We start from the raw sequence: 15,093 nt of genomic DNA, 5'->3' as shown, positions 1-15,093 counted from the left end.
CTAGGCTTCGACGGATGGCGCTTGCACTTAAGCCCCATCCGCTAGGCGGGGCTCTGGCTGGGTCGCTCGGCTTTAGAGCGTGCGGACCCGGCCGATCCCGCGAGGCGAGGTCGGATGGTGGTGGTGGCCGTGGTGGTGCGGCGTGCGGGTCATCGCGGCGGCGTATAGCGCAGGCGCGGCGGCGGCGCCACCCACAACCCGCATCGACTTGACAGCGGGCAGCGGTCAAGCCACATCTCCCGCCAACAACAAATTGGCCTGACCAATATGAGGGAGAGGTCCATGCGACGTTCGTTGACGCTTCTGGGCGCCGCCAGCCTGCTGGCCCTGGCCGCCGCGCCGGCCCTGGCCGGCGAGATCCCGTTCAACGACGGCTGGCGCATGGCCACCGGCGAGCTTGCAGGCGCCGAAGCGCTCGCCTTCGACGACGCCGCCTGGAAGCCGGTCACCCTGCCCCGCGCCTTCAACGAGGACGAGGCGTTCTCGCGCGACATCCACGAGCACTCGACCGGCATCACCTGGTACCGCAAGCGCTTCGTGCTGCCGGCCGATGCGGGTCCGGCGGTGGGCGGTCGCGCCATCCTCGACTTCGAGGGCGTGCGCCAGGCCGGCGACGTCTACATCAACGGCGTGCGTGCGGGCGGCCACGAGAACGGCGCCACCGCCTTCGGCGTGGATGCGACCAAGCTTTTGAAGCCTGCCCCGTTCGTCAACGTCATCGCCGTGCGGGTCGACAACGACTGGAAGTACAAGGAGCGCGCCACCGGCAGCGGCTTCCAGTGGAACAACAACAACTTCAATGTGAACTACGGCGGCATCCATCGCGCGGTGCGGCTACGCCTGACCGGCGACCTGCACCAGACCCTGCCGCTCTATACGAGCCTGGGGACCACCGGCGTCTATGTCTGGGCCGACCAGTTCGACATCAAGGGCCGCAAGGCCACGATCCACGCCGAAAGCCAGGTGCAGAACGACGGCGCCAAACCCCGCACCTTCGCCTATCGCGTCACGCTGAAGGACGTCGACGGCAAGCCGGCCGGCCAGTTCACCGCCCCGGCCGTCACCATTGCGCCCGGCGAGACCAAGACGGTGTCGGCCAGCCGGCGGCTGTCGGACCTGCACTTCTGGAGCTGGGGCTACGGCTATCTCTATGCGGTGACCACCGAGCTGGTGGAGGACGGCAAGGTCGTCGACAGCGCCCTGACCCGCACCGGCTTCCGCAAGACCGAGTTCAGGAACGGGACCGTCTTCCTCAACGACCGCGCCATCCAAGTGCACGGCTACGCCCAGCGCACCAGCAACGAGTGGCCGGCCCTGGGGACCAACATCCCGCCGTGGATCAGCGACTTCTCCAACGGCCTGATGGTGGAGAGCGGCGGCAACCTGGTGCGCTGGATGCACATCGCCCCGGCCCGCCAGGACGTGGAAAGCTCGGACCGCGTGGGCCTGATGCAGGCCATGCCGGCCGGCGACGCCGAGAGCGACGTCTCCGGCCGCCGCTGGGACCAGCGGGTCGAGGCCATGGCCGACGCCATCGTCGCCTTCCGCAACAACCCGTCGATCATCTTCTACGAGGGCGGCAACGAGAACATCAGCGAGGCGCATATGGCGCAGCTGAAGGCCGTGCGCGACCGGCTGGATCCGCACGGCGGCCGCGCCATCGGCTCGCGCGAGATGCTCGACAGCAAGGTCGCCGAGTACGGCGGCGAGATGCTCTACATCAACAAGAGCGCCGGCAAGCCGATGTGGGCCATGGAGTATTCCCGCGACGAGTCCGCGCGGAAGTTCCAGGACGAGTTCACCGCCCCGTTCCACAAGGACAGCCCCAGCTACAACCGCAACCAGGACAGCATGGTCATCGAGACCGTGCAGCGCTGGAACGACTACTGGGTCGAGCGCCCGGGCGGCGGCGAGCGGGTCAGCGCCGGCGGCGTCAACATCATCTTCTCCGACAGCAACACCCACTTCCGCGGCGACAACAACTATCGCCGCAGCGGCGAGGTGGACGCCATGCGCATCCCGAAGGAGGGCTTCTTCGCCCACCAGGTGATGTGGGACGGCTGGGTCGACGTGGAAAAGCCGCGCTCGCACATCGTCGGCCACTGGAACTACGCCGCCGGCACGGTGAAAGACGTTCTGGTCGTCTCCAGCGCCGACAGCGTCGAGCTGGCCCTCAACGGCAAGTCGCTGGGCCGGGGCGAGAAGTCGGACGGCTTCCTCTTCACCTTCAAGGGCGTGGCCTATGCCCCCGGAACCCTGACGGCGATCGCCCGCGACGCCAAGGGCAAGGAGGTCGCCCGCGACGAGCGGATCACCACCGGTCCGGCGGTCGCCCTGAAGCTGACGCCGCGCACCGGCCCCGGCGGCTGGAAGGCCGACGCGGCCGACATCGCCCTGGTCGACGTCGAGGCGGTGGATGCTGAAGGCCGGCGCGTGCCCACGGCGCTGGACATGGTCAGCTTCGACGTGGCCGGTTCGGCCGAATGGCGCGGCGGCATCGCCCAGGGCGACTCCAAAAGCGACGCCAAGCCGACCGACACCCCGGTCTCGGCCTCGGGCGAGCCGGTGACCAAGGGTCCGGCCGGGGTCGACGCGGTGACCCAGTACGCCGGCTCCAACCGCAAGGACGACAACTACATCCTGGCCAAGGCCCTGCCGGTGGAGGGCGGGATCAACCGCGTGGCCCTGCGCTCGACCCTGGCGTCCGGCCAGGTGCGCGTGACCGCCACGGCAGATGGCCTGAAGCCCGCGACGATCACGCTGGACGCCGTTGCGCCTTCAGCCGACTCCCCTCTGCTTCCGGTCAGCATGGCGCGCGGCCCGACGCCCTCGACCCCGGCCTTCAAGGTCCGCCGCGACACGATCAAGGCTGTGGAGATCACCGCCGGCTCCAACGCCGACAAGGTTTCCGCCACGGTCGACGACGACGAGGCCACCCACTGGGCCAGCGACGGCCGGCTGGAGAACGCCTGGATCGAGTATCGCCTGCCGAAATCCCAACAGGTCGACGAGATCTCGCTGAAGCTGATCGGCTGGCGCATCCGCTCCTATCCGCTGCGGATCACCATGGACGGCGAGGTGGTCTACGAGGGCGAGGCTCCAAAGAGCCTGGGCTACGTGACCTTGCCGCTGAAGGCCGCCAAGGGCTCGCGCCTGCGCATCGCCCTGACCGGCGCCACGGCCGACCGCGACGCCTTCGGCAAGATCGTCGAGGTCACCGGCGCCAAGGGCGGCTTCGACACCGGCGCCGAGAAGGTCAAGACCGGCGGCGCGCTGAGCATCGTCGAGGCGGAGTTCTACAAGAGGCGGTGAGGGGCGGAGCGCCTCCTCACGCCCCCCTTGTGGAGATCTGGCGCAAAGGCCAGGGTCATCCATCTCGCAACCAGACGAAAAGTTTGAGCCATGGAGCCGCAAGAGGTTTCTATTCGCGCGCCCGGCTCGTTCATTCTGATCGCGGGAAGCGTAGATGTGGACGCTCCAGAGTTTGACGGCGGACCGTCCCGTCTTTGGGCCAACGCGCAATGCGTCTGCGTCGGAACGCTCTGCGAGATCGACGGGTGCACCCGGATAGTCATCGGTTCGGGGTCCGATCACGCCGACCTGACCCTCGTCTTCAAGGGTGAAATCGATACGCAGAGCGAGCGACTGGTGGTGAGCGACGCCGAGCTGAACGAACTGATCGAAATCGCCGCTCCCTCTCGTCGCACCGGCTTATCGATCTGGACCAATGATGCGCGTGAACCGACCGTCATTGCCATCGACGTCACCTAGCGTTCTGGCTCTCACACCGAGCTCCAGCAGTGTCACCAACCTGAATTTCCCGTAATGATTTCGTATATTTAATCCACCTTTCAGGCGTTTAATTTGAGGTCGCGGGCGACCACCGGCAAGACCTTCCCCGGGATTGAGGGGAAAGTTCATGTCCAAGTCCGTGCTGTTCGCCACCGCCGCCTTCGCGTTGCTCGCCGCCGGCGCGGCCCAGGCCGCCGAGGCTCCGCAGGCCGCCCAGGCGCCGGTTCCGACCGGCCCGGTCAGCGAGGCGCCGCTGGACGACGCGACCCAGAAGGGCGTGCTGATCTTCGTGCCGGACTTCTTCACCAGCCTGCGCCCCAACACCGCACTGGACATGGTCAATCGCCTGCCGGGCTTCGTGCTCAACGACGGCGCCGGCACCCGCGGCTTCGAGGGCGCGGTCGGCAACGTGCTGGTCAACAACAACCGCCCCGCCTCCAAGGCCGAGACCGGCTCCAACGTCCTGCAGCGCACCCCCGCCGCCCAGGTCGAACGCATCGAACTGATCCGCGGCGGCGCGCCGGGCATCGACATGCAGGGCTATGGCGTAGTCGCCAACGTGGTCCTGAAGAAGGGCGCGGTCCGCCAGTCGATCCTGACCCTCAACAGCCAGATCTTCGACGGCGGCCACGACGTGTGGGGCGGCTCCTACCAGTTCACCGCCCGCGACGGCGACAAGAGCTGGGGCGTCACCCTGTCGGACGGCACCAGCAGCAGCGACTCCAACGGCGCGGGCCGCTCGGTGCGCCGCGACGGAAACGGCGTGGTGCTGCGCGACGAGGCCTTCCTGAACGACGGCTACGGCGGCGGCCGCTCGATCCGCGGCAACTACGCCGCCCCCCTGGCCGGCGGCAAGATCGACGCCACCGCCCGCTATGGCGTCAACGACTGGCAGGACTGGCAGGAACTGACCTCGGCCACCTCCAAGCGCCGCACCGCCTATGAGGAAGACAGCCGCTCGGGCGAACTGGGCCTGACCTACAGCCGCCCGCTGGCGCCGCGCTGGAACCTCGAAACCCGGGTGATGCACGAGTTCGAAAAGTTCGACAGCGAGGCCCTGAACGACGCCGCGGTGGGCGGCGCCGTCAGCCCGCAGGAGCGTTTCGGGGCGCAGGGCGACTCCTCGGAATCCATCCTGCGCGCCACCATCCGCCACGAGCGCAAGCCGGGCCTGACCTTCGAGTTCGGCGGCGAGGTCGCCTACAACATGCTCGACGTGAAGCAGGCCTATTCGGTCGGCGGCGCGGCCGTTGACCTGCCCTCGGCCTCGGTCAAGGTCGAGGAGACGCGCGGCGAGGCCTTCCTGAAGACCACCTGGCGGGTGAACCCCAAGCTGACGCTCGAGGGCGGCGTGCGGCTGGAGACCTCGACGATCAGCCAGTCGGGCGACGCCGACCAGGAGAAGAGCTTCTTCTACGCCAAGCCCCGCTTCCAGGCGACCTGGACGCCCAAGGCCGACCACCAGCTGCGCTTCCGCTTCGAACGGGAGCTCGGCCAGCTGGATTTCGGCGACTTCGCCGCCTCGGCCGAGTTCGGCGACGGCGCGGTCTATGGCGGCAATGTCGACCTGGAGCCCGAGCAGCGCTGGATCAGCGAACTGACCTACGAGCGCCGGTTCTGGGGTGAGGGCGTGGTGTCGATCGGCTGGCGCCACGACGAGATCATCGGCGTCATCGACCGCCTGCCCCTGCCGGGCGGCCTGTCGGCGACCGGCAACATCGGCGACGGCACGCTCGACAAGCTGTCGCTCAACATCGTCGTGCCCACCGACAAGCTGGGCGTGAAGGGCGGCCGTCTCACCTTCAAGAACGACTGGAACGAGACCCACGTCACCGATCCGACCGACCACAAGGACCGGCCGATCTCGCAGGTCCGCCCGACCCAGGCCAATATCGGCTTCCAGCAGGACCTGATGCGCGGCCAGGTGCAGTGGGGGATCAACTGGCTGCCGCTGCTGGGCCAGGGCACCTATGACCCCGACCAGACCAACAAGTGGCGCGGCGCCAACTATTACGAGGCCTTCGCCGAGTACAAGCCGACCCCGACCCTGGCCATCCGCGCCCAGCTGAACGTCTGGGACGACTTCGTCGTCACCCGCACGGTCTATGCCGACCGCGTCACCCGGCCGGTGCGCTACCAGGAAGTCCGCGACATCGACCCGCGCACGTTCGTCAGCCTGCGGGTGAGAAAGACGTTCTGACTTCGTGGTCCCTCTCCCCTTGCGGGAGAGGGTGGCCCCACGGAGTGGGGTCGGGTGAGGGGTCGCACGTACGAAAAACGCCGCGAAAGCCGATCAGCTTTCGCGGCGTCTGTCTTCTGAGAGACCCCTCATCCGTCGGCTATCGCCGACACCTTCTCCCGCAAGGGGAGAAGGACATCGGGGCCTTCTATGCCTTCAGCCGCCCGATCAGCGCGCTGGTCGACGGGTCGTGCTCGCCGACGGCGCCGGCTTCCAGTTCCGGCAGGATGCGGCCGGCCATCACCTTGCCCAGCTCCACGCCCCACTGGTCGAAGCTGTTGATCCCCCAGATCACGCCCTCGACGAAGGTCTTGTGCTCGTAGAGGGCGATCAGGGCGCCGAAGGTCTGGGGCGTCAGGCGGTCGAGCAGCACCAGGGTCGACGGGCGATTGCCGGCGAAGGTGCGCTGCGGGGCCAGGGTGGCGATCTCGGTTTCTGAAACGCCCTTGGCCTGCAGCTCAGCCACGACATCTTCGGTGGTCCGGCCGACCATGAAGGCCTCGGCCTGGGCCAGCAGGTTCGACAGCAGCTTCTCATGCATGCCGGCCGGACCTTCGTCGGACCTGGCCAGACCGATCAGCTCCATCGGGGTGATGTCGGTCCCCTGGTGCATGCACTGGAAATAGGCGTGCTGGACGTTGGTGCCCTCGTCGCCGAACACCACCGTGGCGGTGCCGCGCGCGGCGGGCTTGCCGTCGGGGCCGACCGACTTGCCGTTGCTCTCCATCTCCAGCTGCTGGAGGAACGAGGCCAGGCGGCGCAGACGGTGCGAGTACGGAACGACCGAGCGGGCGCGACGGTCGAGGCCGTTGCGGTTGAAGATCTGGGCCAGGGCGACCAGCACCGGGGCGTTCTTTTCCAGCGGGGCGCTGGCGAAGTGGGCGTCCATCTGCGCCGCGCCGTCGAGGAAGCCCTGGAACACGTCCCAGCCGGCGGCGACGGCCACCGACAGGCTGACCGCCGACCACAGCGAATAGCGGCCTCCGACCCAGTCCCAGAAGCCGAACACCCGCTCGTCCGAAACCCCGAAAGCCGAGGTCTTGTCCAGCGCGGTCGACACGGCGGCCAGGTGGGCGTTGGCGCCCTCCTCGCCCACGGCTGCGACCAGCCAGGCGCGGGCGGCGGCGGCGTTGGACATGGTCTCCTGGGTGGTGAAGGTCTTGGAGACCACCACGACCAGGGTCTCTTCCGGGTCGAGATCGGCCGTGGTCAGCAGGAACTCGGCGCCGTCCACATTGGCCACGAAGCGCAGGTCGATTTCCGGCTTCACGGGGCGCAGGGCGTCCCACAGCAGGCGGGGGCCAAGATCGCTGCCGCCGATGCCGATGTGCAGGATCGACTTGAACGGCTTGCCCGTGGCGCCCTTGATCGCGCCCGAGCGGACGGCCTCGGCGAAGGCCTTCATCCGCTCACGGACGGCCTCGACCTCAGCCATCACCGGAACGCCCTGAGCCTTGATGTCGGCGTTGCTTTTGGCGCGCAGGGCCACGTGCAGCACGGCCCGGCCTTCGGACGAATTGATCGCCTCGCCGCCCAGCATGCGGGCGCGGGCGGTCTCGACGCCGGCGGCGTGGGCCAGATCGAGCGCGGCTTCCAGACCGGCCTCGTCCCAGGCCTGCTTGGAAAGGTCGAGATGCAGGCCGGCGACGTCGAGGGTCAGGGTCTCGAGACGCTGGGGCTCGGTGTCGAAGAACTCGACGATGCGCTTCTCCCCGGCGGCCTTGGCGGCGGTTTCCAGGCGGGTCCAGGCGGCGTCGAGATCGGACACGGGCAGCTCCATGTATGTGGTAAAACAGCGTTTACGGGCCCGGGCTTACCAAAGGTCCGTCTCGGCGTCATGAAGACCAATGACGTTTTTCGACCGGAGTAGCCGATGTCCTGCGACGCGATCGCTTTTTCCGCCATGCTGTGGCTGGCTTCGACCGGTTCGGCGGCGCCCGTGAACCAGGCCCCCGCGGTCGTGCAGCCCGGCCAGGCCCCGCCTTCGGTGGCGGGCGAGCCGCTTTTCATCGATATCGTCAAGCGCGCCGGCGCCCTGAAGACCCGCGTCGAGGGCTATCGCGAGGCCCTGCCCAAGGATCCCGCCGCTCCGGCCGTGGCCCTGCCGGGCTTCGCCGCCTTCAAGGCCGAGATCGAGGCCCTGTCGGCGCTGGACATGAAGGGCCACGTCACCCTGAAAGAGCGCGGCGCGGTCGACGACCTGAAATGCATCCTGCGCGGCATCAGCCAGGACCTGCCGGAAAAGCTGACCGCCATGGCCGACGCCAAGACCGTCAAGACCCAGGACCAGGCCCTGCGCGACATGGTCTATCTGCTGAACGACAACGTCGAGGTCATCACCGCCCCGCCACAGCCGGCGGCGTAGGGGCGGCCCACGGTCCAAGGCCCGTCATCCCAGCCGCAGCGTAGCGGAGAGCCGGGACCCAGGGGCCGCCGCATTGCGTCGGCAGCCGCCCGGGAGGCTGAACTAGAAGCCGCGCCCAGTCTCCTGGGTCCCGGATAAGCGCTGCGCGCTTTCCGGGATGACGAGAAGGGAACGGGAGAGGTGCTTTCCCTCAAGCGTCCTTGTACTTCACCGCGCAGCCGTACGGCTGGCTGGCTGGCACCGCCACCTTGCGGCCGGCCTTGAGGTCGGAAAGCGCGGCGGCGACATAGTTCTTGGCCGTGGCGATGTCCTCGACCTTGTTCGACGGCTTGTCGTCGATGGCGCCCTGGTAGACCAGCTGACCGGCCGGATCGATGACGTACATGTGCGGCGTGGTCTTGGCCTTATAGGCGGTGGCGACCACGCCCTCGGGGTCGAGCAGCAGGGTCGTGGGCTTGGCGCCCTTGGCGCTCATCCAGGTCCTGGCCTGGGCGCCGTCGGCGAAGTAGCCCTGCTTGCCGGGGGCCGACGAGACCACGCTGAGCCACACGACGCCGTCGGCGGTGGCGGCCTGCTGCAGGCCCTGCATGTTGCCCGAGTAGTGCTTCTTCACATAGGGGCAGCCCTCGTTGACCCATTCGAGCACGACGGTCTTGCCCTTGAACTCGGCCAGAGAGCGGGTCTTGCCGTCGATGTCCTTGGCGGTGAAGGCCGGCGCCGGCGCGGCGAGGGCCAGGCTGGGCGCGAGCACGACCAGCGGGGCGCCGGCGACGATCAGGCGACGGGTGATCATGGGGAACCTCCAGCAGCGGGATGACCGATGTTGCGAGACAGTCTCACGGATCGTCGTGCGGTGGAACAGCGCATGGTGCGCGCAATCCTTTGTCTTGCGGCGGAAAGCTTGGCCTTGAAGGCTTGATCCGCCGCATTTCGGCCGCCAGAAGACGGCATCGCTTCGCCGTTTCCTCCCGCCCAGCACGATCATGACGCTTCGCTCCAAGCTTTCGCTCGCCGCCGCCGTTACTCTGGGCCTGGCCGTCGCCGCGTGCACGACGACCAAGGAGACGACCGTCTTCGTGCCGGTGGTGGCCCCCACCCCGCCCAGCTCGCTCACCCCGCAGCCGGTGATGCTGTTCAACCAGTCCAAGGAGGGCCGCAAGCTCTTCACCCTGGAGGCGGAGTTCCCCTATTGCGACGTCGAGACCGGCAAGGTCATCGTCGTGCCGCGCTGGTACGTCACCGACTTCGCCAGCGTGCCGTGGTACGGCCAGGGCTTCATCGACCCCCAGGGCCCGACGGCGCGCGCCGCCATCGTCCACGACTGGCTGTACGCCGTCGGCGAAAAGGACAAGCGGGCCGAGGCCGACGCCATCTTCCTGCGCGCCATGCTCAAGTACGGGGTCAAGCCCTTCCAGGCCAACCTGGCCTACCAGGCGGTGAAGACCGGCGGCGAGAAGGGCTACGGCCTGCCCGGCGACTGGCGGTTCATCGATCCGCGCCGCCAGGCCGTCAGCCAGCCGCCGCCCTTCGCCAAGCCGAGAACCGGCGCGGTCAGGATCATGCCGCGCTGCCAGGGCTTCGAGGCTCTGATCCAGACCGGCTGGCGGGCCTACCCCCTGCCCAAGCCCGTCATCGCCGCCCCACCGCCGGTGACCACCACCCGCACGCCGATGGACGGGGTGAAGGAACGCCTGCCCTGGGGCGGCAGGAAGCAGAAGTAGGGCGCCCCTTCGCACGCGCGCCCATTGCCGAGCTTGACCACAGGCCGTACGGCTAGGGCATGCTCGACTTCCTGTGGACCTTGCGGGGTTCGATCCCGCTCGACCCGACCATCTCGAACGAGGCGGTGATCGACAGGGTCACGGCCCTGCTGGAACGACAGCAGAAACGACCGACGCGGCCCGCGCCCGACATCACGGCCTTCGAGACGGCGTTCCTGGATCGGGGCGGCGGCAACTGGCAGAGCATGACGCTCTTTGATCGCGGGCGCTTCTGGGTCGAGCGCGGGCTTGAGGGTCGCTTGCTACGCTATCGCATGCGCAGCCGCGTGCTTCAGATGCTGCTCGCGGTCTTCGGCGTGCTCATGCCGGTGTTGGCCGTGCTGATGATCAACGCCGAACGCCAGGGCCTCATGAACGTCGTGATGGTGTTCGTCTGGCTCTATGGCGTCAACATGCTGCTGGCCTACGCGCGCATTCCATGGGCCCTTCGGAGGGCGGCCAAAGGCCGCTAGCCCTCGGCCGCCTTTTCCACCGCCTCGATCACCAGGCCCTCGGTCAGCAGCTGGGGCAGGATGACCGGCGCGCCGGCGCCCTTGGGATAGACGAGATAGAGCGGCACGCCCGCGCGGCCGTGCTCGGCGAGGGCCGCGGCGATGGTCGCGTCGCGCTTGGTCCAGTCGGCCTTCAGCAGGACGGCGTTCTGGGCCTTGAAGGCATCGGCCAGGCGCGGACCGGCCAGGGCCGTCTTCTCGTTGACCTTGCAGGTCACGCACCAATCGGCCGTGAAGTCGACCATCACCACCTTGCCCTCGGCTTGCAGGGCGGCGACGCGCTCGGGGCTCCAGGGCTCGGCGACGAGGCCGGGACCCGCGACTTCGGCGGTCTGCGGACCAGCGGCGGGAACCGGGGCCTTCAGGGCGCCGACGGTCAGGGCGACGCCGCCGGCCAGACCGACAAGGGCGAAACCGAAGGCGACCAGCGGGGTCTTGCCGGCGAACCGGCGGGTCTCGCCCAGGCCGTAGGCCCAGGCGGCGAAGGCCACCAGGACGGCGGCGGCCAGCAGCAGGGCCAGGGCGACGCCGCCGGCCTGCTGGCTGAACACCCAGACCAGCCAGGCGGCCGCGCCGTACATCGGGAAGGCCAGGGCGTGCTTGAGCACATCCATCCAGGCGCCCGGCCTGGGCAGCTTCTTCAGCAGGCCCGGCGCGAAGGCCAGGATCACGAACGGCGCGGCGAAGCCGAACGCCAGGGCCAGGAACACCAGCAGGGCGAAGGCCGGCGGCTGGGTCAAAGCAAAGCCGAGCGCGCCGGCCATGAACGGCGCGGTGCAGGGGGCGGCGACGATCACCGCCAGCGCCCCGGTCAGGAAGGCGCCGGCCAGGCCCGAGCCGGCCGAGACGCCGCCCGCCGCGCCCTGGACAGCCGCGCCGACCTCGAACACGCCTGACAGGTTCAGGGCCACCAGCAGCATCAGCAGCGCCAGCACGGCGACCACCGCCGGGGATTGCAGCTGGAAGCCCCAGCCCACGGCCTCGCCGCCGGCGCGCACGGCGATCAGCAGGCCGGCCAGGGCGATGAAGGTGGCGACGACGCCGGCCAGGAACGCCAGGCCCTGGGCGCGGGTCTTGCCGGCGTCGTGGGCGTGGGCGGCCAGGCTGGCGGCCTTCATCGACAGCACCGGGAAGACGCACGGCATCAGGTTGAGGATCAGGCCGCCGAGAAAGGCGAACAGCAGGGCCACCGGCAAGCCGCCGGCCAGGCCGGAGGCGGCGGCGTCACCGCCGCCGGGCGCTTGCGAACCGCCGGTCGAACCGGCGCCGGCCGCGGGCAGAGAGCCTAGCCCTACAGAGCCTGCGGGCGTCTCGCCGGGCGTGGCGGTGATCTCGTAGGAGCCGCCCTTCAGCGCCAGCACGCCCGACAGCTCGGTCGGGGCCTCGGTCGCCTCCGGCCCGAAGTCGAAGCCGGCGGTCAGCGACAGGGTCAGGCCTTCCGCCCCGCGCTCGATCGCCTGGGGCGCGGCGTGGTCAATGGCCTTGCCCGAATAGGGGAAGAAATAGGCGTCGGCGAAATCGGCGCCCTTCAGGGCCGCGCCGGTGACCGACAGTTTCAGGGTCTCGCCATCCTTCTTCCACGTCGCCTTCAGGCCGGCGGGCTTGGGGGCGGCGGCCAGCACCTTCCCGACCGTCTCGCCCCACTTGGGGTCGGGCTTGGCGGGGCCCGCGACGACGGGCAGCGACAGGGTCACCACCGCGTCCTCGGGCACGCAGATCTCTTCGCAGACCAGGAAGGCGGCGGCGGCCTGCAAGGTGACGGTCTGGCCGGGCTTGGCCGAGGCCGGCACGGTGATCGGCACGGGCAGCAGCACCTCGCCGCTGTAGGCGTAGTCCTGCAGCGGGCCCACGCGCACGCGCTCGGGCGTCGGCCAGACGATGTCGCCGGCCGTCCAGCCCGCGGGCAGGGTCCAGACGATCTTGGTGGCGTCGCCGGCGTCGCCGGGATTGCGCCAGTAGGTGTGCCAGTGCGGCTGGATCTTCTGGCGCAGGGCCACGAACACCGTCGAGCCGGGCACGGCGGCGGCTTCCTGGGAAACCAGCTCGACCTCGATGTGGCCGGTCTTGACCACCTCGGCGTGCGCGGGCGACGCGACGGCGGCGAGAACGGCCAGCGGGGCCAGGACGGCGGCGAACAACCTGCGCAACAGCATCGGCGACCTTGCAAAGAAACTCCGCGAAGACACATGGCCCGTGCGCGCGCTCTCGACAACCTTCAAGGCGCCGTGGTCAGGTCGCTCATCTGCTTCGACGGGAGATTGCGCGTGCCGGCTTCGTTCGACGACATCCAGATCGGTCAGGTGGTGACCCTGGGCGCGACGGTGGTGGACGACAAGGCGCTGGACGCCTTCATCGCCGCCTTTCAGCCCGGCTGGGACCCGTCGCTGGGCGCGCCCGACGCCATGGTCTTCGCGATCTGGACGCGCCTCGACAGCGAGGCCAGCGCCGACTGGCCGCAGACCAAGCGCGTGGGCGTCGACGCGCTGCGCTGGCTGCGCAACCCGCCGGCCGGCGAACTGCTGCGCGGCCGCATGACGGTGATGGGCAAGGATCCGGTCGGCGAGGGCAAGGGCATCGTCATCGCCCAGCAGGATCTGCTCGACGAAGCCGGGCGGCTGGTCTTCTCGTGCCTGACGCGGAGCATCTTCGCCCGCTGAGGCGGTCTTGGCCCCCACAAGTAGGAGCGTACCCATGATCAAGACGCTGATCGTCGGCGGACTGGCCCTTGCCTTGACCAGCGCCGGCCCCGCCCTGGCCCAGGACGACGAGATCGATCCCAAGACCGTGGACCTGGCCAAGCTGATCGCCTGCGAGACCTATGACGTACCGACCTACAACACGGTCGCCTTCTGGCTCGCGGGGACCGAGGGGGCCGACGCCCGCAAGCACTTCGGCCTGACCGAGGTGAAGTCGCCTAACTTCATGCTCAAGCAGTATCGCCTGGCCCGGCCGATCGAGGTGTTCGGACGAACCACCAGCCTGATCGCCTTCAACAGTTCGGGACCGATGGCGGTGCTCGACGAAGCTGACCCGCATCCGCTGGCCGCCCAGCTCAAAATCGAGCCGGCGATCGACGTGCCGGCCAAGTTCATGGGCGAGCGGGTCATCGCCGAAAAGACGGAGACCGCGGACGGCCTGACCACGCAGACGCGGATCACGCTGAACGTCTCGACCGTGACCACGCACCCGGGCAAGACGCTGGCCGGGTGCAGCTACAAGATCGAGGTGATGTAGGGCCTCAGGCCGCCGTCGGGGTCGCGGTTTCGCGGGCCAGCAGCACGTGCACGGCGTCGGCCGAGCGGGCCTGGCGCAGTTGCTCGCGCAGTTCGGGCTGGCGCAGCATGCGCGAGACGCGGGCCAGGGCCCGCAGGTGCTGAGTATTGGCCTCGGGCGGGGCGAACAGCGCCAGGAACAGGTCGACCGGCTTGTCGTCCAGCGCGTCGAAGGCGACGGGGGTCTCCAGACGCACGAACACGGCCCGCACGCGGTCCAGGCCCGGCACGCGGGCGTGCGGCAAGGCGACGCCCTGGCCGACGCCGGTCGAACCGGCCGCCTCGCGCTCGATCAGGCCGTCGAGGGCGATGTCGGAATCAAAGCCGAGCACGCGGCCGGCGAAGTCGGCGATGACGCCGAGAACCTGGCGCTTGTCCTTGGCGCTGACGCGCAGGGTCACCGCCCCGTGGTCCAGAAGATCGCCGATAGTCATGGACTTCAACTAGCTCGCTCTATGCCGGCCGCCGAAAGCTCGGCCGCCGCGGTCCCGAAACGCGCCGGGACCGCTTAGGCTCCAGCTAGCTCAAGGTCGAGCCGTTTCCGTTCAGCGGCTTGGTGCGCTCGGGGTCGATCCAGCCGATATTTCCGTCCGGCCGGCGGTAGACCACCGACAATCCGCCGTGGGCGGCGTTCCTAAACACGATTGCCTGGGACTCGGTCAAGTCCAGTTCCATGACAGCCATGGAAACGGTCATCGTCTTCAGCGAGGCCTGGGTCTCGGCGATCACCATGGCCGACGGGGCGCCGGCGGGGTGGTCCTCCTCGATCGACCAGTCTTCGTCCTCGTGCTCGTCCTCGGGGGCCCGCAGCACGTAGAAGGCCGCATTCTCGGCCTGCTTGGCGACGGCCGCCTCGGTATGACTCTTGAGGCGACGCTTGTAGCGCCTTATGCGCGTCTCGATCTTCGCCAGGGCCTGGTCGAACGCCATATGGGCGTCGCCGCCGGAGCCGTGGCTCAGAAGCTGCTGGCCCGAAGCCAGCTTTACCGAACAATCGACACGGAAGGCGTAGCCCTCCTTGCTGATCACGACATCGGCGTCACCGCCTCGGTCGAAATACTTGCCGATGCTCAGGGCGATTTCGTCGGCGACTCGCGCTCGCAGAGCCTCACCAACGTCGACATGCTTGCCGGAGATTTGGACTTGCATGCCC

General features: G+C 68.8%; 14 protein-coding genes. 8 read left to right on the top strand and 6 right to left on the bottom strand.

Annotation, left to right across the window (positions count from 1 at the left end):
* Positions 1 to 72: 72 nt before the first annotated feature.
* Complete coding sequence (locus P7A99_RS08865) at positions 73 to 204, bottom strand: hypothetical protein (protein ID WP_277793524.1); 132 nt, start codon at positions 202 to 204, stop codon at positions 73 to 75.
* Between the two features lie 78 nt (positions 205 to 282).
* Here P7A99_RS08865 and P7A99_RS08860 point away from each other — a divergent pair, with 78 nt between their 5' ends.
* The 3 genes from P7A99_RS08860 to P7A99_RS08850 all read left to right on the top strand — a co-directional run bounded on the left by P7A99_RS08860 (position 283) and on the right by P7A99_RS08850 (position 5,992).
* A complete protein-coding gene (locus P7A99_RS08860) occupies positions 283 to 3,312 on the top strand; it encodes a DUF4982 domain-containing protein (RefSeq protein ID WP_277793523.1) in 3,030 nt (1,009 codons plus the stop codon).
* A 90-nt stretch (positions 3,313 to 3,402) separates the two neighbouring features.
* Entirely contained in the window at positions 3,403 to 3,771 is a 369-nt protein-coding gene (locus P7A99_RS08855; protein WP_277793522.1) for a hypothetical protein, read from the top strand.
* 148 nt (positions 3,772 to 3,919) lie between these two features.
* Positions 3,920 to 5,992, top strand: coding sequence for a TonB-dependent receptor plug domain-containing protein (locus P7A99_RS08850; RefSeq protein ID WP_277793521.1), 2,073 nt, complete (start codon positions 3,920 to 3,922; stop codon positions 5,990 to 5,992).
* A 187-nt stretch (positions 5,993 to 6,179) separates the two neighbouring features.
* Here the strand turns inward: P7A99_RS08850 and pgi are convergent, their stop codons facing one another.
* Positions 6,180 to 7,799: a glucose-6-phosphate isomerase gene (pgi, locus tag P7A99_RS08845; protein ID WP_277793520.1), complete on the bottom strand. Its 1,620-nt coding sequence runs from the start codon at positions 7,797 to 7,799 to the stop codon at positions 6,180 to 6,182.
* Positions 7,800 to 7,904: 105 nt separating this feature from the next.
* Between pgi and P7A99_RS08840 the strand changes: the two genes are divergently transcribed.
* A complete protein-coding gene (locus P7A99_RS08840) occupies positions 7,905 to 8,396 on the top strand; it encodes a hypothetical protein (RefSeq protein ID WP_277793519.1) in 492 nt (163 codons plus the stop codon).
* A 190-nt stretch (positions 8,397 to 8,586) separates the two neighbouring features.
* On the opposite strand, the gene P7A99_RS08835 is transcribed toward P7A99_RS08840, so the two are convergent.
* The gene (locus tag P7A99_RS08835; protein ID WP_277793518.1) at positions 8,587 to 9,189 is read right to left on the bottom strand and encodes a redoxin domain-containing protein; all 603 of its coding nucleotides are present in this window, start codon (positions 9,187 to 9,189) and stop codon (positions 8,587 to 8,589) included.
* A 190-nt stretch (positions 9,190 to 9,379) separates the two neighbouring features.
* Here P7A99_RS08835 and P7A99_RS08830 point away from each other — a divergent pair, with 190 nt between their 5' ends.
* Positions 9,380 to 10,117, top strand: a complete 738-nt coding sequence (locus P7A99_RS08830) for a DUF1353 domain-containing protein (protein ID WP_277793517.1) — start codon at positions 9,380 to 9,382, stop codon at positions 10,115 to 10,117.
* Between the two features lie 59 nt (positions 10,118 to 10,176).
* Positions 10,177 to 10,629 (top strand): hypothetical protein, encoded by a 453-nt coding sequence (locus P7A99_RS08825; RefSeq protein ID WP_277793516.1) that lies wholly within the window; start codon positions 10,177 to 10,179, stop codon positions 10,627 to 10,629.
* Here the strand turns inward: P7A99_RS08825 and P7A99_RS08820 are convergent.
* A complete protein-coding gene (locus P7A99_RS08820) occupies positions 10,626 to 12,821 on the bottom strand; it encodes a protein-disulfide reductase DsbD family protein (RefSeq protein ID WP_277793515.1) in 2,196 nt (731 codons plus the stop codon). The two genes, P7A99_RS08825 and P7A99_RS08820, sit on opposite strands and share 4 nt — an antisense overlap.
* A 111-nt stretch (positions 12,822 to 12,932) precedes the next feature.
* On the opposite strand from P7A99_RS08820, the gene P7A99_RS08815 reads away from it, so the two are divergent.
* Both P7A99_RS08815 and P7A99_RS08810 read left to right on the top strand, forming a co-directional pair.
* Positions 12,933 to 13,325, top strand: coding sequence for an acyl dehydratase (locus P7A99_RS08815; protein WP_277793514.1), 393 nt, complete (start codon positions 12,933 to 12,935; stop codon positions 13,323 to 13,325).
* A gap of 34 nt (positions 13,326 to 13,359) precedes the next feature.
* Positions 13,360 to 13,902 carry a hypothetical protein gene (locus P7A99_RS08810; RefSeq protein ID WP_277793513.1) on the top strand — a complete coding sequence of 181 codons (543 nt, stop codon included), beginning with the start codon at positions 13,360 to 13,362 and terminating at the stop codon, positions 13,900 to 13,902.
* A 4-nt stretch (positions 13,903 to 13,906) separates the two neighbouring features.
* Here the strand turns inward: P7A99_RS08810 and ptsN are convergent, their stop codons facing one another.
* Together ptsN and hpf are read right to left on the bottom strand one after the other, a co-directional pair.
* Positions 13,907 to 14,374, bottom strand: a complete 468-nt coding sequence (gene ptsN / locus P7A99_RS08805) for a PTS IIA-like nitrogen regulatory protein PtsN (RefSeq protein WP_101720594.1) — start codon at positions 14,372 to 14,374, stop codon at positions 13,907 to 13,909.
* An 85-nt stretch (positions 14,375 to 14,459) separates the two neighbouring features.
* A complete protein-coding gene (gene hpf, locus P7A99_RS08800) occupies positions 14,460 to 15,089 on the bottom strand; it encodes a ribosome hibernation-promoting factor, HPF/YfiA family (RefSeq protein WP_101711096.1) in 630 nt (209 codons plus the stop codon).
* Positions 15,090 to 15,093: the final 4 nt, after the last annotated feature.

The organism is Caulobacter endophyticus (assembly GCF_029543245.1).
Lineage (GTDB): Bacteria > Pseudomonadota > Alphaproteobacteria > Caulobacterales > Caulobacteraceae > Caulobacter > Caulobacter endophyticus_A.
This window is presented reverse-complemented; position numbering and strand designations above follow the sequence as displayed.